The 17,559-nt window shown below is 68.1% G+C and carries 21 protein-coding genes and 1 pseudogene; 8 read left to right on the forward strand and 14 right to left on the reverse strand.

What is annotated here, in order from left to right; translation table 11 throughout:
- Positions 1–24 precede the first annotated feature (24 nt).
- Together BMZ38_RS18150 and BMZ38_RS17625 are read left to right on the forward strand one after the other, a co-directional pair.
- Positions 25–2,175, forward strand: a complete 2,151-nt coding sequence (locus tag BMZ38_RS18150) for a PAS domain S-box protein (protein WP_091338760.1) — start codon at positions 25–27, stop codon at positions 2,173–2,175.
- Positions 2,176–2,334: 159 nt separating this feature from the next.
- A complete protein-coding gene (locus BMZ38_RS17625; protein ID WP_139202428.1) occupies positions 2,335–2,505 on the forward strand; it encodes a small, acid-soluble spore protein, alpha/beta type in 171 nt (56 codons plus the stop codon).
- Between the two features lie 94 nt (positions 2,506–2,599).
- Here BMZ38_RS17625 and BMZ38_RS13690 read toward each other — a convergent pair whose 3' ends face one another.
- The 5 genes from BMZ38_RS13690 to BMZ38_RS13710 all read right to left on the reverse strand — a co-directional run bounded on the left by BMZ38_RS13690 (position 2,600) and on the right by BMZ38_RS13710 (position 4,485).
- Positions 2,600–2,800, reverse strand: coding sequence for a hypothetical protein (locus BMZ38_RS13690; protein WP_091338763.1), 201 nt, complete (start codon positions 2,798–2,800; stop codon positions 2,600–2,602).
- Entirely contained in the window at positions 2,797–3,258 is a 462-nt protein-coding gene (locus tag BMZ38_RS13695; RefSeq protein WP_091338768.1) for a hypothetical protein, read from the reverse strand. Before BMZ38_RS13695 ends, BMZ38_RS13690 begins: the two co-directional genes overlap by 4 nt.
- Positions 3,259–3,329: 71 nt before the next feature.
- On the reverse strand, positions 3,330–3,539 hold the full coding sequence (locus BMZ38_RS13700) for a hypothetical protein (RefSeq protein WP_091338771.1): 210 nt from the start codon (positions 3,537–3,539) through the stop codon (positions 3,330–3,332).
- An 85-nt stretch (positions 3,540–3,624) separates the two neighbouring features.
- The gene (locus BMZ38_RS13705) at positions 3,625–3,894 is read right to left on the reverse strand and encodes a hypothetical protein (protein WP_091338773.1); all 270 of its coding nucleotides are present in this window, start codon (positions 3,892–3,894) and stop codon (positions 3,625–3,627) included.
- Between the two features lie 123 nt (positions 3,895–4,017).
- Complete coding sequence (locus BMZ38_RS13710) at positions 4,018–4,485, reverse strand: DUF1203 domain-containing protein (protein ID WP_091338776.1); 468 nt, start codon at positions 4,483–4,485, stop codon at positions 4,018–4,020.
- Positions 4,486–4,643: 158 nt separating this feature from the next.
- Between BMZ38_RS13710 and BMZ38_RS13715 the strand changes: the two genes are divergently transcribed.
- Together BMZ38_RS13715 and bla are read left to right on the forward strand one after the other, a co-directional pair.
- Positions 4,644–4,832, forward strand: coding sequence for a hypothetical protein (locus tag BMZ38_RS13715; RefSeq protein WP_091338779.1), 189 nt, complete (start codon positions 4,644–4,646; stop codon positions 4,830–4,832).
- 217 nt (positions 4,833–5,049) lie between these two features.
- Positions 5,050–5,922: a class A beta-lactamase gene (gene bla, locus BMZ38_RS13720; RefSeq protein ID WP_091338783.1), complete on the forward strand. Its 873-nt coding sequence runs from the start codon at positions 5,050–5,052 to the stop codon at positions 5,920–5,922.
- 439 nt (positions 5,923–6,361) lie between these two features.
- Here the strand turns inward: bla and BMZ38_RS13725 are convergent, their stop codons facing one another.
- Entirely contained in the window at positions 6,362–7,285 is a 924-nt protein-coding gene (locus BMZ38_RS13725) for a M14 family metallopeptidase (RefSeq protein WP_091338971.1), read from the reverse strand.
- Between the two features lie 194 nt (positions 7,286–7,479).
- Here BMZ38_RS13725 and BMZ38_RS17820 point away from each other — a divergent pair.
- Positions 7,480–7,635: pseudogene (locus tag BMZ38_RS17820) on the forward strand (HupB); the annotation flags it as partial.
- Between the two features lie 57 nt (positions 7,636–7,692).
- On the opposite strand, the gene BMZ38_RS13735 reads toward BMZ38_RS17820, so the two are convergent.
- Together BMZ38_RS13735 and BMZ38_RS17885 are read right to left on the reverse strand one after the other, a co-directional pair.
- The gene (locus BMZ38_RS13735; RefSeq protein WP_091338791.1) at positions 7,693–8,298 is read right to left on the reverse strand and encodes an OmpH/Skp family outer membrane protein; all 606 of its coding nucleotides are present in this window, start codon (positions 8,296–8,298) and stop codon (positions 7,693–7,695) included.
- 102 nt (positions 8,299–8,400) lie between these two features.
- Entirely contained in the window at positions 8,401–8,919 is a 519-nt protein-coding gene (locus BMZ38_RS17885; RefSeq protein ID WP_091338794.1) for a PH domain-containing protein, read from the reverse strand.
- 374 nt (positions 8,920–9,293) lie between these two features.
- Between BMZ38_RS17885 and BMZ38_RS13745 the strand changes: the two genes are divergently transcribed.
- The gene (locus tag BMZ38_RS13745; protein WP_091338797.1) at positions 9,294–9,896 is read left to right on the forward strand and encodes an SEC-C metal-binding domain-containing protein; all 603 of its coding nucleotides are present in this window, start codon (positions 9,294–9,296) and stop codon (positions 9,894–9,896) included.
- An 83-nt stretch (positions 9,897–9,979) separates the two neighbouring features.
- Here the strand turns inward: BMZ38_RS13745 and BMZ38_RS13750 are convergent, their stop codons facing one another.
- From BMZ38_RS13750 to BMZ38_RS13770, 5 genes are all read right to left on the reverse strand, one after another.
- Positions 9,980–10,450, reverse strand: coding sequence for a hypothetical protein (locus tag BMZ38_RS13750; protein WP_091338801.1), 471 nt, complete (start codon positions 10,448–10,450; stop codon positions 9,980–9,982).
- 253 nt (positions 10,451–10,703) lie between these two features.
- Entirely contained in the window at positions 10,704–11,141 is a 438-nt protein-coding gene (locus BMZ38_RS13755; protein WP_139202427.1) for a hypothetical protein, read from the reverse strand.
- A gap of 209 nt (positions 11,142–11,350) precedes the next feature.
- Complete coding sequence (locus BMZ38_RS13760) at positions 11,351–13,159, reverse strand: amidase (RefSeq protein ID WP_091338806.1); 1,809 nt, start codon at positions 13,157–13,159, stop codon at positions 11,351–11,353.
- Positions 13,160–13,344: 185 nt separating this feature from the next.
- Entirely contained in the window at positions 13,345–14,106 is a 762-nt protein-coding gene (locus BMZ38_RS13765; RefSeq protein ID WP_091338809.1) for an ABC transporter permease, read from the reverse strand.
- Positions 14,106–15,068 carry an ABC transporter ATP-binding protein gene (locus BMZ38_RS13770; protein WP_091338974.1) on the reverse strand — a complete coding sequence of 321 codons (963 nt, stop codon included), beginning with the start codon at positions 15,066–15,068 and terminating at the stop codon, positions 14,106–14,108. The genes BMZ38_RS13765 and BMZ38_RS13770 overlap by 1 nt, the downstream gene beginning before the upstream one ends.
- Positions 15,069–15,379: 311 nt before the next feature.
- Between BMZ38_RS13770 and BMZ38_RS13775 the strand changes: the two genes are divergently transcribed.
- Entirely contained in the window at positions 15,380–15,625 is a 246-nt protein-coding gene (locus BMZ38_RS13775) for a hypothetical protein (RefSeq protein ID WP_091338812.1), read from the forward strand.
- Here the strand turns inward: BMZ38_RS13775 and BMZ38_RS13780 are convergent.
- Entirely contained in the window at positions 15,549–16,544 is a 996-nt protein-coding gene (locus BMZ38_RS13780; RefSeq protein WP_091338815.1) for a TolB family protein, read from the reverse strand. The two genes, BMZ38_RS13775 and BMZ38_RS13780, sit on opposite strands and share 77 nt — an antisense overlap.
- Before the next feature lie 165 nt (positions 16,545–16,709).
- Here BMZ38_RS13780 and BMZ38_RS13785 point away from each other — a divergent pair, with 165 nt between their 5' ends.
- Entirely contained in the window at positions 16,710–17,066 is a 357-nt protein-coding gene (locus BMZ38_RS13785; RefSeq protein ID WP_175483739.1) for a hypothetical protein, read from the forward strand.
- The last annotated feature ends 493 nt before the right edge of the window (positions 17,067–17,559 follow it).

Genomic DNA, 17,559 nt, shown 5'->3' on the forward strand with positions numbered 1-17,559 from the left:
CCATCCACACGCACACCGACGCCCATGACCGCCACCGACGATGCCTCCGAAAATCACGGCCGGCCCGAGCGCGCGCCCCCGGACGACCCGAACGCGCAGCTGCGCGACGCCCTGGCGCAAACGCGGGAGGCCTTGAACGAGAGCCGCAAACGGCTCGACGGACTGTTCGCCATGCAGACGCTCGGGGTCACCCTGTGGGGCCCGGAGCTCACGCTCACCGACGTCAACGATGGCTTCCTGCAGATGACCGGCTTCACCCGCGAGGAGGCCATGGGGCTGGCCTGGCAGAACCTGACGCCGGAAGCATTCCATGGGGTTTCCCGCCTGGCCCTCGAGGAGTTGCGGGAAAAGGGCGAAACCACGCCCTACGAAAAGCAGTATTTCCGCAAGGACGGCTCCTGCGGGTGGGGCTTGTTCGCGGCGCGCCGGCTTGGTGAAGAGACGCTCGGCGTCGTCCTTGATGTCAGTAGCCGCAGGCTGGCGCAGGAGGCGCTGCGCGAAAGCGAACAACAGCTGCGCCTGATCGTCGAAGGCGTGCGCGGCTACGCGATCCTGACCACCGACGTCGGCGGACGCATCACCCAGTGGCTGCCCGGTGCCGCCGCGGTGTTCGGCTGGTCGGCTGAGGAGATGGTCGGCCAACCGGCCGGCATCCTCTTCACGCCCGAAGACCGCGCGGCTGGCAGGCCGGCGCAGGAGATCACCACCGCGCTGCGCCAGGGCGTCGCGCCGGATGTGCGCTGGCACCAGCGCCGCGATGGCTCGCGTGTCTTCATCGAGGGCCACGTGGTTGCGTTGCGCGGCCCCGATGGCGAGCCGAGCGGCTTGCTCAAGATCGGCCAGGACGTCACCGATCGCTGGGTGGCGCAGGAGCGGCTGCGCGAGAGCGAAGCGGCGCTGCGCCACCTCAACGAGACGCTCGAGGCCGCGGTCGAGGCGCGCACTGCCGAGCTTCGCCACGCCGTGGAGGCGCTGCACGCCGAGGCACTTGATCGCGCGCAGGCGGAGGACGCGCTGCGCCAGGCGCAGAAGATGGAAGCGGTCGGCCAGCTCACCGGCGGCCTCGCGCACGACTTCAACAACCTGCTCACCGGCATCGTCGGCAGCCTGGACCTGCTGCACCGGCGCGCCGCCCAGGGCCGCTACGGGGACATGGACCGCTACATCGCCGCCGCCCGCGGCGCGGCCGATCGCGCGGCCGCGCTGACCCACCGGCTGCTGGCGTTCTCGCGGCAGCAGACGCTGGATCCCAGGCCCACCGACCTCAACGCGCTCGTGCACGGCATGGCCGATCTGCTCCGGCGCGCCATCGGGCCGCATATCACGCTGGAAGTGGACACCCCCGACGCCCTGTGGACCACGCTGTGCGATCCGCACCAGCTGGAGAACGCACTGCTCAACCTGTGTATCAACGCGCGCGACGCGATGCCCCGCAGCGGGCGCCTGTCCGTCGCAACCGCCAATAGCCGGATGGATGCCGCCGAGGCGAAGGCGCGGGACATGGTGCCCGGTCCCTACGTGGCCCTGCGCGTGGCCGACACGGGCACGGGCATGGCGCCGGAAGTGATCGCGCGCGCTTTCGAGCCGTTCTTCACCACCAAGCCGCAGGGCCAGGGCACCGGGCTCGGGCTGTCGATGGTCTACGGCTTCGCGCGGCAGAGCGGCGGCCAGGTGCGCATCGACTCCACTCCGGGCCGCGGCACCACGGTGACGATCTACCTGCCCCGCTGCGAGGGCGAGGCCGAGATTGACCCGGGCGGCCACCGGCTGGCCGCACCGCTGACGGCTGGCGCCCACGAGACCGTGCTGGTGGTCGATGACGAGCCGACCGTGCGCATGCTGGTCGGCGAGGTATTGCGCGAGCTCGGCTACACGGCACTGGAGGCGGCCGATGGCGCTTCCGGGTTGCGGGTGCTGGAGTCGCAGGCGCGCGTGGATCTGCTGGTCACCGACGTCGGCCTTCCCGGCGACGTCAATGGGCGCCGGCTGGCCGATGCTGCGCGGCGGGTCCGCCCGGCACTCAAGGTGCTGTTCATCACCGGCTATGCCGAGAACGCCGTGCTCGGCACGCTGCAACCGGGCATGCAGGTGATGGCCAAGCCGTTCGCGATGGAGGCGCTCGCCTTGCGCATCCGCGACATGCTCGCCGGCGATGCGCCGCCCGCGGGCGACTGAAAAATCTCCCAGGCCGATGCCATTTTTCATGCGATGCACGGTGCGCGCGGACGCGCCGATGCGCTTTGCGGCGGGATCGCGCTTGGCGCCACCCTTGCAACGCTCCCGGTGCCCGGCCAGCCGGCCAGGTTCTTTCGCATCCAAACCCGAGGAGGTTCCATGGCAAACCAGCCAGACAACGAGCGCAGCAACAACCAGTCCGGTCGCTCCGCCAACGATGACAACGGCGACATGAGCGTGCGCGAGGCTGGCCAAAAGGGCGGCCAGCGCGTGCGTGAACTGGTCGAGGAAGGCAAGCAATCCGAGGGCGACCGCGGCAGCGATCGCTGAGGCGCCGTTCGCCTGCGGACTGAAGAGAGCCTGGCGGGTGGGCCAGGCTTTTCTTCGTGATCCCCCGTGACGCTGCCCGGGAGCGAAACAAGTGCTACTGGTCGCTCGATCGCACCCGCGCCAGTCCTTCGGGTGTGAGCTCCAGTATCGGCGCGCCCTCGCAGACATGTACCGGCCGACGCACCAGCCCTGCCAGCATCAGCCGCGCCACCGCCGCTTCGGGCACGGCAGCACCGCGTCCTTCGGCCACCCGGGCCAGATGGCGCAGGTCATCGAGATCGAGCTTGTCGGTCATGGTTGAAATCCATGGTGGCCCGGCCCGATTCTGCGCGGTGCGACGGCTCGATTGCGTCGCGGCGGCCATGGCCACCATCCGCAACCGTGCCGCGCGTAATGGTCGGCAGCCCGCTCCAATGGATTGCGCACGCTCACGCCACCGCAAAGCAGGTAGACGGGCAGGAACAGCGGTCCCAGCACCATGTACTGGTACACGTGTGCACGCTCGTGGTCGGCCAGTGACACGCGCGGCTCGACGGCGCGCCGCGCGCGATGCGCGTAGGTCGTGCAGGCGACCTGCAGGCTGTCGCCGGTGTGCAGGATGACGTTGCCCAACGTCAGTGCTCCCGGCCACAGCCACGGCATCCGCCCGAACGCCAACGCCAGCTCGCGTCCATGCCATTGCGCGCGTGCGCCCAGCGCCAGGCCGAAGCCGCCGGCAAGCAGGCCGAGCAGGGTATTGGGCGAAGTCCACATGCCACCCAGCGCCAGCCGCGGCCAGTACCCGGCCAATCGGCCGGCGACCGCACGCTTGCGTGCGACGGCGGCTAGCAGGATCCCACCAGTTCGTGCGCGAACGAACTAGCCGCCGCCATCGCCCGGTCCTCGCTGTCGAAGTGCTCGCCGGGCACCACGCGCAGCGTGCCGTCCGGCAGTCGCACGGTGACGCTCAGCAGTCCGTCGGGCTGTTCGTTGAGGATCGCCACGAAGTGCTTGCCGCTGTCCTCGAAGGTGCGCTCATGGTGGGTGTGCTGCATGGAGGGGCTCCCGTGGGTAGGTGCATCCGATCTTGCGGCCGCCGTCCACCAACGCAAGCAGGCGCGGCCGTTGGCAGGGCCACCGCTAGAGCGGCAGCGGGCCGGGCGGGTAGGGAATCGGCACCAGCGCCGTGTCGTCCTGTTTCGCCTTGGCGGCCTCGATGCCGGCCTGGCATCCCGCTTCGGCTGCCTCGAACAGGTCGTCGAACCGGCTGGCTCTGTTGACCGTCTCCGTGCGGATCACCGGCAAGCCGGGTTGCGCCCGCAGCAGGGCGAACTGGCCGATGAAACCCCGCCCTTCGCCGGGCAGCGCCCACGATCCGACCACCACGATGTCTCCGACGAGGTACGCCATGTCATCGCTCCCTGCCGCGGCGCTTCCATGGTGGTGGCGGCCGGCATCACGCGAAGATGAAATTGGCGAAACGAAAGCGGGGACGAGTGTGACGGCGAGCGCAGCACGAGCATCGCAACCGCCTCAGGCACGTTCGATGCGCGCCGCGTAACAGCCAGGCTTGGCGTAGTGCGCATGCAGGTAGGCCACTTCGGGCCGGGCGAACAGGCGTCCGATCGCCGCTTCCATGTCGCGGCCATCCAGCAGGTCCGCGTCGACCATCATGCCGGCCGCGTCGAACGCGCGCAGCGAGATCGGCCGTATGCGGATGACTTCGGGAACCTCGTCGACCGCGTCGTGGGCGGCGGTGGCGCCTTCGCGCACGAAGATGGCATGGCTGGCGCGGTACGGCGTACCGGCCGGCTGGTGGACGTAGTTCACCAGCAGCGCCGTCTCGCCCGGCTGCAAGTCGCGTACCTCGATGCGGTCGGGGAAGCCCGGTGCGTGGTCGACCACGTAGCGCCGCGCGCCGGCGGCAGCCAGCGCCGCGTCATCCAGGCCGAACAGGTGGCGGAAAGGTTCGGGTGAAAGGCCGCGAATGCGGAAGGCCATGGCGCAACTCCCATCGATGGATGGCGCAAGGCTAGGCGGGTGGCCGCAGCGCCACCATCCGCTTCTTGCGTGCGCGATACGATCGGCGCCGACTCCCTCACGCGCGCTTTCCGCTCGGCACCGAGAATGGCCCGCAACCAGACAGGCAGGAGAAGCACATGAACCACTCCAACCCCGGCAAGGGCAACGGGCCTGGCCAGGACAAGCACGCGGGCGACGGCCCGGGCGAGGAAATCCCCAAGCGTCCCGCGGACAGCAACGCCAGCGGCGAGGCGAACAACGACACCGGCGAGGACAACCAGCGCCAGAAGGGCGAACGGCCGGCCGGGGACTACGTGCGCAAGTGATGCGCCCGGGCCTTCCCTTGCGAAGGTTCCGCCGGCCATCCATCCGTCCGCACCTGCGCGGCGCAGGCGGCAGGTCCGCTCGGTGGCCTTGCCTCGCGCCGCCGGTGGCGCACGCGCATCCGCTTGCCGGTGCCCGGGCATTGCCTGCGGCAGGACCGCAAAGCCGCCCTCCGCCGGTGCAGGATCGACCATTCCTTCCCGCACGGGCGAACCTCCCATGAAACGCCGCGACTTCATCAAGGGCAGCCTGATGGGCGCCCTGCTCCCGGCCTCGCTGGTCAAGGCCGCATCCACCGGTCCCGGGCAGGACCCGGCAGCCCGGCTCGCCGCCCTGGAGAAACAGCACGGCGGACGACTGGGCGTGGCCATCCTCGATACCGCCAACGGTCGCCGCGTGGCCTATCGTGGCGACGAACGCGTCCTCATGTGCAGCACCTTCAAGGTGCTGGCCGTGGCGGCCGTGCTGGCGCGCGTCGACCGCGGCGACGAACAGCTGTCACGCCGCATCGTATTCGGCCGCGATACGCTGCTCGGCCACGCCCCGGTCACCCGGCTGCACACCGGCGCACCCGGCATGCGCCTGGAAGATCTGTGCGCGGCGGCGATCACTGTCAGCGACAACACCGCAGCGAACCTGCTGCTGGCGACCCTCGGCGGTCCGCCGGCGGTGACCGCCTTCGTGCTTGGCCTGGGCGACCGCGTGACGCGGCTCGACCGCACCGAACCGGAACTCAATGTGACCCGGCCGGGCGACCTGCGCGACACCACCACGCCGCATGCGGCGGTCGACACGCTGCGGCAGCTGCTGCTTGGCGAGGCGCTGTCGGCGACCTCGCGGGCGCGCCTGCTGGGCTGGATGCGCGGCTGCCTGACCGGCACCGACAAGCTGCGCGCCGGCCTGCCCGACGGCTGGAGCGCGGGCGACAAGACCGGCAGCGGCGCGCAGGGTGAGAGCAACGACGTGGCGATCCTGTTCCCGCCCGCACGACCGCCGCTGCTGGTCACCGCCTACTACACCGCACCCGCGGCGGAGGCCCAGCTGCGCAGCGCGGTGCTTGCCGAAGTCGGGAGGATCGCCGCCTCGATCTAGAGGCGGTAGATGCGGCGCGGTGAGCGCACGCCCCGGTTGCGAGCGGTGGTTATTGCGCACCGCGCGCCCGAGGTACTCGGCGCGCCGGAAGCGCAGCGCGGACCAGTCCTCATCGATGGCGACCTGCTTCGGATAGGCGAACCAGAGCACGGCATCGCCTTGCGCCCCGGTGGCCAGCAAAGCCGGGAAGTCATCCAATGCGGCCTGCGTGTTCACCAAGACCAGCGCGAAGAAAGTCGCCGCCGCTTGCACCGGGCCGCGCAACACCGCGACGCCTTCGAGCGTGCGCAGCTTCGGCTCGAAGCTCTGCCACGCGCGCGCCACCAGGATCTCCGATTGGTCCCTCAGGTTGAGCTTGGCGAAGATGGACGGCACGCAGGACCCCGGGTTCACGAGCCGAAGAACTCCCCGCCTGGTGAAGAAAAGGGCCGAGCGACCGCTATGCCTTCGCCGCCAGCGCGAAGTCGATCGCCGCACGCACCGCGGCAGACTGCGCCTCGTTGCACTGTTCCGCGGTCGCCCGCGGGCTGTCGGGATAGACTTCGGTGGTGGTCTTGTACGTCGCGTTGGTGATGCTGGCGCACAGGCCCAATTGCCTGAGCGGATAGTTGATCACGCCCGGCGCCACCACCGGCGAGCCGATGATCTGGCCCTCGGCATCGGCAGGCGCGATATGGGTGACCTTGGCCACCGCGGCGATCACCGCGCGCTGGAACGCCGGCTGCGGATCCTGCGTATCGCCGACAAGGTAGAAACCGTCGGGGATGTTCCCCGGCACGAACGCCACGCCGTCGCGCGCGGCCAGCGCCGGGCGGAACTCCGACTCGTCGGAGTCGGTGGTCTCGTGCAGGTCGATGTGCACCAGCACACGGTCGCGCAGGGGCTCGACCAGTCGCATGAGTGCGGCCGATTCCTGCACCGGGCTGTCCTGGCGGAACGAACGGTTGGGATCGATCGCCTGCGCATTCCAGCGATGGATGCGTTCGTAGGCCCAGGGGCTGACGCACGGGACGACCATCAGGTTGACCCGTCCCTCATAGCTCGCCGCATGTTCCCCGACGAACCGCAACGCGCCGTGCACGCCGCTGGTTTCATAGCCATGCACGCCGCCGGTGACCAGCGCGCAGGGCAACTCGTCGCGCCAGTTGCGGCTCTTGATCGCAAGCAGCGGGTAGGTGTCGGGCGGATAGTCCAGGCGGCCATACTGGACGAGATCCCAGCGCTCGCCCAGCGCCTGGATGGCGCCAAGCACCTCCGCCTCGAAGCTGCGCTTGCGGGTCTGGCCGGCGCGCCAGGCGGCCACCTCCGCCGGTCCCCAGGGAACGCCGGGCGTGCCGATCGGAGAGGTTGCCTGCTTGGTCATCGCGTCGTCGCCCTGCATGTGCGGAGTGAAAGCGGGGCACTGTATCACCCGCCAAACCGGCGCAGCGCCCTCACGCCTTGCCCGGCGGGGTGCGCGACGCGAACAGGCCTTTACATCGTCGCGGTCGATCGGCGACCCCGCGTTAACCGGCCACACGCTAGCGTGTGGCCATCCGAAACCACGGGAGTACTGCCATGTCCAAGGGCGACAAGTCCTCGTACACCGACAAGCAGAAGCGCCAGGCCCAGCACATCGAAGAAAGCGAGAAGAAGGAAGGCAAGTCGCAGGACACCGCCGAACGCATTGCCTGGGCCACGGTGAACAAGCAGGACGGCGACGGCAAGAAATCCTAGCCGCGGACGTTGCCCACCGTGCTCAGGGTGGGCCGAAGCCCATCCTGCGCAGGCCTACTTGCCGGTGTTGCCGATATGGGTCGGCATTGGCTCGAGGTCGAAGGAGATCGTGGTGACCTTGCGATCCAGGCCCTGGACCACCTCGGGCGTGAGGTCGTTGGTCATGTTGCCGCCCAGCACCGAATCGCGGTCCAGCAGCAGGCCGCAATGGTGGTTCTTGTAGACGCTGGCGACGATCGGCTCGGCATCCTGGCCGATGCGCTGCATCGCCTTGCCGCGGGTCAGCTGGATGCGCTGGTTGAGTTCGCCGGCCTGGCCCTGGAACGTCTGCACGCGTTGCTGCAGGGCTTCACCCTGCTGCTTGCGCTGCGCCTCGCTCAACGATGCGGCTTTCTGCTGGAAGCTCTTCAGGTCGTTGTCGAGTGGCGTGCGCTGGTTGTCCAGCTGCGTCCTGGCCTGCTCCGCCAGCTGCCCCAGCCGCTGGCTGGCTGCCTGGCCGACCTTGGACTGCGCAAAGACGCCCTCGCGCGAAAGCATGCAGACGCCCGGCACGGCAGTGCCGCCCAGGCCTTCGGCCGCGCGCGCGGAGGCCACGGGGATGATGGAAAGGCCGGCCGCGGCGACCAACGAGGCGGCAAGCAGGGAACGATGCAGGTTCATGTCGTAAGTCCAATGGTGGCTTGAGGCACATGGTCCGTGGACCCCACGGGGGCCCGGCGGTTCCCCAGCATACCCAAGCCCGGGCTTTCCCGGTGCGGTTGCCTACATCTGTTCCATCGGGAGCACGCGCCGGCAGGTGCGTTCGCGCAGCGAGCACTCGCGCAGGGTGTCGGCCATGGCTTCCAGCCCCGGGATGCCGAAGAGATCGACCACCGGCATTTCCGCATCCGACGAATGCAGCTGTACCCGGCACAGGCCCAGCAGGCGCATGCCCAGCGGCTTGAACACGTCGAAGTGGTCGACGCGGAACAGCTCCACGTTGTCCTGCGCCTTGGAGAACAGACCCCGTTCGACCCGCACGCGCTGGGTGGTAATGGTGAAGGTCAGGCTCAGGCTGCGCAGCCAGTAGACCAGCAGGGCGATGCCCAGCGTGCACACGGCCAGCACGTATTGCCCGAAGGTGTAGATGACCTTTGGATGGCCGCTGAACAGGGTCTGCTCCACGGTGGCCTCGTGTGCCGCGGCATAGGCATCGAGGTCCGTGCCGCAATAACGGCACTTGTGGGCTGCCGCCTGGATCAGCTCGGCACATGCCGGGCAGCGCTTCATTTCGTCGCTCATGTCCTTGCTCCGTTCGACCGCATCGGCCGCCGCGGCGATGGTAGCGCCGACCCACGCAGGTCATGCAACGCGCGGCTCTCCTGGAGCTGGACCGGCAGGGGGGGATGGTGCAGTCCAGAGGCAGCAGGCCCCGATGGCCGGTGAAAACACCGCGCGGCGCCGCCACCAGCAAGCGTCCGGACAAGCGAGTCCTGGCTCGCGGCCGAAGATGGGAAAGGCTATCCGGCAGCCACCGGACCAGGCGCAACCGTGCTTCGATGCCGCCTTCGCAAAGACCGTGGCAGTCTCCCGGTTTTTCCGGACGAGGCGCGTCCGCCCGCAATCGTCCGGCACGCCGCCATCGACACGAGGTTCATCACCCGAGCGAGGATGCGATGTACACCACGACGACACCTGCCAGGATCGATTCCTCGGTCCGCCACTTGATCGAAAGCCTCGCGCCCGGCGGGCAGGCGAGCTACCTCGATGTCCGTCCGGAACCGGGTGCGGCGTTCGACGGGTGCTTTTCCAACGTGCGCGCCAAGAGCGAACGCGACGGCGGCCGCATGCTCTGCGGGTGGCAGCTCTGGGAATGGCCACGCGTACTGGTCGAAGCCGAGTTCCACGCGGTCTGGCTGTCGCCCGGCGGGCAGATGGAGGAGATCACGCCCAAGCGTCACGGCGAGACGTCGGTGCTCTTCGTACCCGACGAACGCTGCGGCTACGAAGGAAAGGTGGTCGACAACGTGCGCGTGCCATTGGATGACGACCAGCTCATCCACCATTTCATCCGCGTCTCCCGGGCCATCGTCGAGGCAAGCGCGGACGGCACGCGTGCCGGCGATCGTCCGAAACGCATCGCCTCGTTGCGCAGGGCGCAACGCTTCGTCGGACACTCGATCCATGCGGGCTTGCGCGAACACGACCCCTGCCTGTGCGGCAGCGGATCGCGCTACCGGCGATGCCATGGCTGCGAACTGGAGCGGGCGCTGGGCTGAGCGTGCCGAATGTGCACGCGGCAGTTTCACCGCGGCTGCCAACGAGCCCGCCGAAACAGACTCGCTGGCAACCCGTCAGCCGATCAATGCGTAGCGGCGTCCGATTTTCCCATCTCGGCGAGGTTCAACTTTGCCCGCTGGTAGTCGATCAACAGCTGATCGGCGACCAGGTAATGCTTTGCTGCCAACGCCGACTGCAACATGGCAGCCACTTCTTGATCGCTCCTGCCACGTATCGACGTGTGATGCATCTGCGATGCCAGATCCGCGTCGTAGGCATCGGCGACGGTCTTTGCCGCTTGCGGCGACAACCCCATGCCACGCCATGCCTCGGCCAGCTTGTCGCGCAGTTTGGTTTGGTTCGTCATGCCGTTCCGCAATGCCTGTTCATTACCCAGCTGCGAGGTCTTGGCATAGTCCGCGACCTGCCGATTCTGCTGCTGCTGCCTTTGGACGGCGCTGAGTGACGGTTGCGGCCTGGTTTGCTGTTGCGCAAAGCATGCAGGCGTAACCAGTGCCAATGCAACGACGAAAATACTAAGTCTGCTGATCATCTCCTTCTCCCCGGCTGAGCCGGCCTCTAATGACCGGCAATGGATGTCCAACCACCCCAAGTTTCGGATACCAGCCTGCACGACCGGAAAAGAGAGTCGCCAAGCCGGTTTTTCCGGAAGTCGCCCCTCATGCGCGATACCGTGACGAAGCCGCCTGCGCCCAGCCAAAGTCCGCCAAAGCGGGCTCGCACCGGCGATTCACATGCCGCTCAACACCGTGTGGGGATCGGATGAGCCCCCATCTCGCCAAGGCTCAGCTTTGCCGCTGGTAGTCGATCAACAGCTGATCGGCGACCATGTAACGTTTCGATGCCACCGCCGACTGCAACAGCGCGGCTACCTCGTGATCGCTTTTACCGCGCAGTGAGGTGTGATGCATTTGCATCGCGAGGTCGGCATCGTAAGCATCGGCAACCGTCTTGGCCGCTTGCGGCGACAGGCCCATGCCAAGCCATGCCTCGGCCAGCTTGGCCTGAAGCTTGGTTCGGTTGGTCAAGGCGTTCCGCAATGCCTGCTCGTTACCTAGCCGCACGGCCTTGGCAATGCTTGCCGATTGCCGCTGCAGTTGCTGCTGGTGTTGGATGTAACTGCTGGGCAGCGATTCCTGAGGCGGCTTGGATTGCTGTTGCGCAAGGACTGCAGGCGCAGCCAGAGTCAACGCTACGGCGAAAAGAACAGGCCTGCTGATCATGTCCCTCTCCTCGGCTGAGCCGACCTCCGATGACCGGGAGTGGACGTCCATCTCACCCCGTCCTCCCGTATACCAGCCGGCACCGCCGAAGAAAAGTGATGCCAGGGCGGGGAACCGGCCGGCGGGCGACAAGAAAGGTGGCCCGAGCCCGCATACCGGCAAATCAATCCGATTCGATTTTCTGTTTCAGCGCCCGGCCATTCGCGTAATCAGAACCCCGGCGGCCGTTGCCCGGCGACGCCGGCCTTCGCCTCCAGCGCGCGGCCGACGCGGGCCAGCGTGCCCTCTTCGAACAGCCGGCCGATCAGCGTCACGCCGTAGGGCACCCGGTGCGGCCGGGGCAGCATCGGGCGCGGGTGCGCGGGGTTGGGTGCCCAGTCGCTGCGCACCTGGTTCACCTCGACGAAACCGGTGCGCAGGGTGAGCGAGGGTTGGCCGGTCATGTTGGAGATCACCATCATCTCGTCGCGCAGCGAGGGCACCAGCAGCAGGTCGACTTCGCCCATCACGCGCGCCATCTCCAGCGCCACCTTGCGGCGCAGGCGGTCGGCCTGCACGAAGTCCACCGCGGAGAGGAAGCGCGATTCGCGGAACAGGTTCGGCCAGGCATCCGGCGTCTGCTCGCGCATCTGATCGGCCTTGCCCGAGAGCGTGAGTTCCTCGAATGCGGCCGCGGACTCGGCGAACAGCAGCACGTTGAGGTCGTCGTACGGCAAGTCCGGCAGTGACACCTCGGTCGGCACCAGCCCGAGCGCGCGCAACTGGTCGAGCGCGGCGCGGTCCAGGTCGGTGGCCGGCGCCTCCTTCATCCAGCCGGGAAAGTAGCCGACCTTCAGGCCCTTGATCGAAGCGCTCGCCTCGTAGTCCAGATGCGCTGGCACACTGGCGGTATCGCCGGCATCCGGGCCGCTGATGGCGTGCAGCACCAGCACGGTGTCCTCCACCGAGCGGGCGATCGGCCCGAGCTTGTCCATGGTCCAGCACAGGGTCATCGCACCGGTGCGCGGCACGCGGCCGTAGGTCGGGCGCAGGCCGGTGGTACCGCAACGCATGCACGGACTGATGATGCTGCCTTGGGTCTCGCTGCCGATGGCGAAGGCGACCAGGCCGGCGGCGGTAGCCGACGCCGGGCCGGCGCTGGAACCGGAGGCACCTTCCTGCGGCAGCCACGGGTTCATGGTCTGTCCGCCGAACCAGATGTCGTTGAGCGCCAGCGCACCGAGGCTCAGCTTGGCCACCAGCACCGCGCCGGCCGCGTCGAGCTTGCGCACCACCGCCGCGTCTTCGTCCGGCACGCGATGGCGGAACGGCTCCGCCCCATAGGTGGTGGCGATGCCGGCGGTATCGAGCAGGTCCTTGGCACCCCATGGGATGCCGTGCAACGGCCCGCGGTAGCGGCCGGCGGCAATCTCCTTGTCGGCCTGCGCCGCCTGCGCCAGCGCGTGTTCCTCGCACAGCGTGATCACGCAGCGCAGTTGGGGGTCGAAGCGCTTGAGGCGCTCGAGGTAGATCCGGGTCAGCCGGGTCGAGGTGAGCTTGCGCGCACGGATCCAGGCACCCAGCTGGGCCACGGACGCGAAGGCGATGTCCTCGTCCTTTGCCGGCAACGGCACGACGGGCACCCGGGACGGCACGAAGCGGTCATGGGCAGGACCGACGTGCGTGCGCCCCATCGCCGGGAACCAGGTGGAGGCCGGCGCCAATCCCTCGTCCAGCGCAACCTTGCGCGGACCGGTGCGGCGCTCCAGCAGCGCGGCCATGGAAGTGGGCCAGTTGGCCACGGCCATCTCGCGCTGCGCCTCGGTCAACGTCACCTGCACCAGCTTTTCGGCCTCGGCGAAGGTGGCCGTGGTCAGCTTGGGCCCGACCGGCGACGCAGTGTTGAATGCCCCCGGCGAACCGGGCGGCGGCGTGGTCTGGGCCGGCGCTGGCCCGGCCTGCGCCACCGCACGGCCGGCCACCACGGCACCCAGCACGCCGAGCGGCGCCTGGGTCAGGAAATCGCGACGCGTCTTCATGGTCTTCCCCCAGCGAGCCCGCGCCGGGACTTCCTGGCGGCGCGGCGGCACGAATGGAACGGCCACGCGTCCATGAGCTGGCCATGGCTCCGATGGCTACCGGAGCGTCCACCCACTTTGGCGAACCGCCCGTGCGGAGGCAACTGTGCCACCGGTACCGCGATCGGACGGGCCTGATCCTGCAGTCAGCTCTTGAGCTTGTAGCCGGTGCGGAAGATCCAGCCCACCGCCACCAGGCACGCGACCAGGAAGCCGGCGATGGCCGCCAGGCTGGCGCCGACACCGACGTCCGCCAGGTCGTAGAAGCTCCAGCGAAAGCCGCTGACCAGGTAGACCACCGGATTGAGCAGGGTGATCTTCTGCCACAGCGGCGGCAGCATGTGGATGGAATAGAAGCTGCCGCCAAGGAAGGTCAGCGGCGTGATCACCAGCAAAGGGATCACCTGCAGCTTCTCGAAGTTGTCGGCCCAGATGCCGATGATGAAACCGAACAGGCTGAAGGTGATCGCAGTCAGCAGCAGGAACGCGACCATCAGCAGCGGATGGGCGATGCGGTAATCGACGAACAATCGCGCCGTGGCGAGGATGATCACGCCCACGATCACCGACTTGGTCGCCGCCGCGCCGACGTAGCCGGCGACGATCTCCACGAATGACACCGGAGCAGAGTGGATCTCGTAGATGGTGCCGGTGAATTTCGGGAAGTAGATGCCGAACGAGGCGTTGGACACGCTCTGCATCAGCAGCGACAGCATGATCAGCCCGGGAATGATGAAGGCCCCGTAGCTGACGCCCTCGACCGAGGTGATGCGCGAGCCGATGGCCGAACCGAACACCACGAAGTACAGCGACGTCGACAGCACCGGCGAGGCGATCGACTGCATCAGCGTGCGCCGGGTGCGGGCCATCTCGAACTTGTAGATGGCGGCAATGGCATACCAGTTCATCAGCGGCTCCTCACCAGGTCGACGAAGATCTCTTCCAGCGAGTTCTGGCGCGTGCTGATGTCGCGGAAGCGGATGCCGGCAGCGGCCAGGTCGCCAAGCAAGGCGGTGATGCCGGTGTGTTCGGCCTGGGTGTCGTAGGTGTAGGTGAGTTCGGTGCCGTCGGCAGAGAGCGCCAGCGGGTAGCGGGAGAGCGACGCCGGAACCGCCGCAAGCGGGTCGTGCAGCTGCAGGGTGAGCTCCTTCCTGCCCAGCTTGTGCATGAGCGTGGCGGTCTGTTCCACCAGGATCAGCTCGCCCTTGTTGATCACGCCCACGCGATCGGCCATGTCCTCGGCCTCCTCGATGTAATGCGTGGTCAGGATGATGGTGACGCCGCTGTCGCGCAGGCGCCGCACCAGGTTCCACATGTCCCGGCGCAGCTCGACGTCGACGCCGGCCGTGGGTTCGTCCAGGAACAGCACGCTCGGCTCGTGCGACAGCGCCTTGGCGATCATCACGCGGCGCTTCATGCCGCCGGAGAGCGTCATGATCCTGTTGTTGCGCTTGTCCCACAGCGACAGGTCGCGCAGCACCTGCTCGATGTGCGCCGGCTTGGGCGGCAGGCCGAACAGGCCGCGACTGAAGCTCACCGTGTTCCACACCGTCTCGAAGGCGTCGGTGGTCAGCTCCTGCGGCACCAGGCCGATCCTCGAGCGGGTGGCGCGGAAATCGCGCACCACGTCGTGGCCGTCCACGGTGATCGAACCGTTACCCGGGTTGACGATGCCGCAGATGATGCTGATCAGCGTGGTCTTGCCTGCACCGTTGGGGCCCAGCAGCGCGAAGATCTCGCCGCGGCGGATGGTCAGGTCGATCGGCTTCAACGCCTGGAAGCCTCCCGCGTAGGTCTTGTCCAGGCCCTTGACGACGATGACCGGGTCGACGGCCGTGGGTGCCGATGCCTCGGTGTGCAGCAAGGTCATCGGCAGGCACCCCGCCGGGTTGCGCATTGCGTGCTCATGGCGTTCCTTGTGGGGAAGCGGGCCGATATCGGCCGCAGGGGACGTGCCGCCGGGGCATCCTAGCGCGAGCAGTCCATCGATGCAGTCGGCAGGACCGGCCAGGCCAACGGCATGGCTTCCCGCAGGAGCTGGATCAGCCGTCCGCCGCTCCGGTTGCTCGCGGGAATGACGCCGGGGCAGCCAGGACGGACGACCTATCGGCCTCGCGCGGTTTGCGCACCTTTCACGCCGCCAGGGCGCAGCCTAACGTGACTTGCCACCCGAGTCCGCCGATGCTCCAGCTCAATCCGCCGCTGCCGCTCAATACCCCCAAAGGCGAGGGGTTCGCCCACATCCTGATCGACTATGGGCCCGAATCCGACCTCTACTGGACCGTGTTCATCACGGCCACCGGCGAAATATGGACCTTTGCCAACCGCGACGTACGCGCCAGCAAGAACATCACCCTGGGTCGCACCCACCCGCAATTGCCCCAGGGCGAGCCGCACGGCCCAGTGCCGATGCGCCCGGTCGGTTGAGCCTTACTTGGTTCGCAGGGCTGCCATCTTCAGCACGTGGCGCACGATCCTGTGCCGCAGCCCGGTGGCAGGGCCGTAAAGACTGACCGCGGCGAGCCACGTCGATCTCGTCGGTGAAGACCAGCCGCCCGTCGCGCGTCCACACCGGATCGAGCGCACGCACGCTGCCGACGCCCGTCAGGCCGCTGCCATCCGGCTGCACTTTCATGATGGCGTAGCCCTCGGTCGCATGGCGGTCGGAGGCGAAGACGATGCCCAGCGGCCCCCAGGAGGGGTTCCAGTCATGGAAGCCCTGGCTCGTCAGCGGCTGCGGCGCGGCACCGGGCACCGAGGGCACGATCTGCAGGTTGGCCGTGAAGTCCGACGGGTCGGTTTCGGAGAACACGACGCGGTCGCCCGCGGGCGAGAAGCTGGGATGGTCCTCCTCGCCCGGCAGGCTGGTCAGCCGCTGCGCGTTGCGCCCGTCGGCATCCATGATCCAGATGTCGCTGGTGCCGCCGGCGTTGGAGGCGTAGGCGATCCGGCGGCCGTCGGGCGACCACGCCGGCTTCTTGTCGTCCGCACCATGTGTCAGTTGGATGGGCGCCGAGCCATCGGGGTTGACCAGCCACAAATCGGTGTTCCCATTGCGGCCAAGCGCCTCGAACGCGATACGGCTGCCGTCCGGCGACCAGGCCGGATCGCCTTCGGAGCGCGCGCCGCCCACGATGCGGTGCAAGGCGCTCCCGTCGATGCTGCACACCCACAGATGCGTGGCGTCGCCGGTGCCATCCATGTCCGCCTCGAACACCACCTTGCGGCCATCGGGCGAGGGCGAACCGCTCTTGCTCAGCGGGCCGGCAGTGTCGCCGGAGGCGTGGACCCCGCCAGTGCAGCAGATCAAACCGAGGATGGCCCCGCCAAGAAACCGGATAGGCATGTTCGCTCCCTGTAACAGGGTCGGACCGTGAGGCGGGAGACCGCCGAAGACTTGCTCGATGCCTGCGGCCCGTATCGATTGTTCGTGTCCTCGGTAGCGAAATTCAATCGCCTTACACGCAACCGGGCGCACCCTCGCGTCCCCTCTCACGACAGGAGAACTCTCATGAAGACACGCACGTCCTCCCGCATGTTGGGCACCCTGGCCCTCGCGCTCTTCCTCGCCACCGGCGGTGCCGCATGGGCGCAGAGCACATCCCCGACCGACACCGGTCAGAATCCCGACACTATGGGTTCCATGCATTCCGGGCACGGCAACATGGACCGCATGATGGGCATGCACAAGAACGTGATGGGCATGCATGCCATGCCGGCGACCGTCGATTCCGTCGACCAGAAGACGGGCCTGGTCGGTGTCACCTCCGAGGGCATGAGCCTGAAGGTGCACTTCCCGCCGTCGGCTCTCGCCAACCTCAAGGCCGGCGACAAGATCACCGTGCACATGGGCTTCAGCAAGCCGTAAGGACCGCATGGGCCCGCCTCCAGACTTGAGGGGGCGGGCCCCGGTCGGTAGGCTCCTCCGCATGACCGCCTCGCTCCGCCCTTTCACCCATTCCCGTAGCCTGCGTGCTCTCGGACTGATGGCGTGGCTCATGCTGGTCATCCCCTCGCTGGGTGCCACGCCCATGGCCATGGGAAGCGCCCACGTGCATGCCTCGCATGCGGCGATGGGCGCGGTCGGTCATATCCATGCGTCATCCCATGACTGCTGCGATCACCACGCCGATGGCTCGGGCAACGCCCCTGGGCAGGCCTGCGGATGCATCGGCCTCTGCTCCAGTGCAGTGCGGCCTGCGCCCGCTGGCCTATTCCTCGTTTCGCGCGCTTCCCGGGCGCCTGCCCAGCGATCGGGACTGCACGCGCCGTCGGCGCCGACGTCACCGCCTCTGCGGCCACCCGCCGCCTGACTCTCCCCCCGGTTGATTCTCTGCCTGCGGCGGTGGTCACCGTGCCCC

It is taken from the genome of Frateuria terrea, assembly GCF_900115705.1.
GTDB classification, from domain to species: domain Bacteria; phylum Pseudomonadota; class Gammaproteobacteria; order Xanthomonadales; family Rhodanobacteraceae; genus Frateuria_A; species Frateuria_A terrea.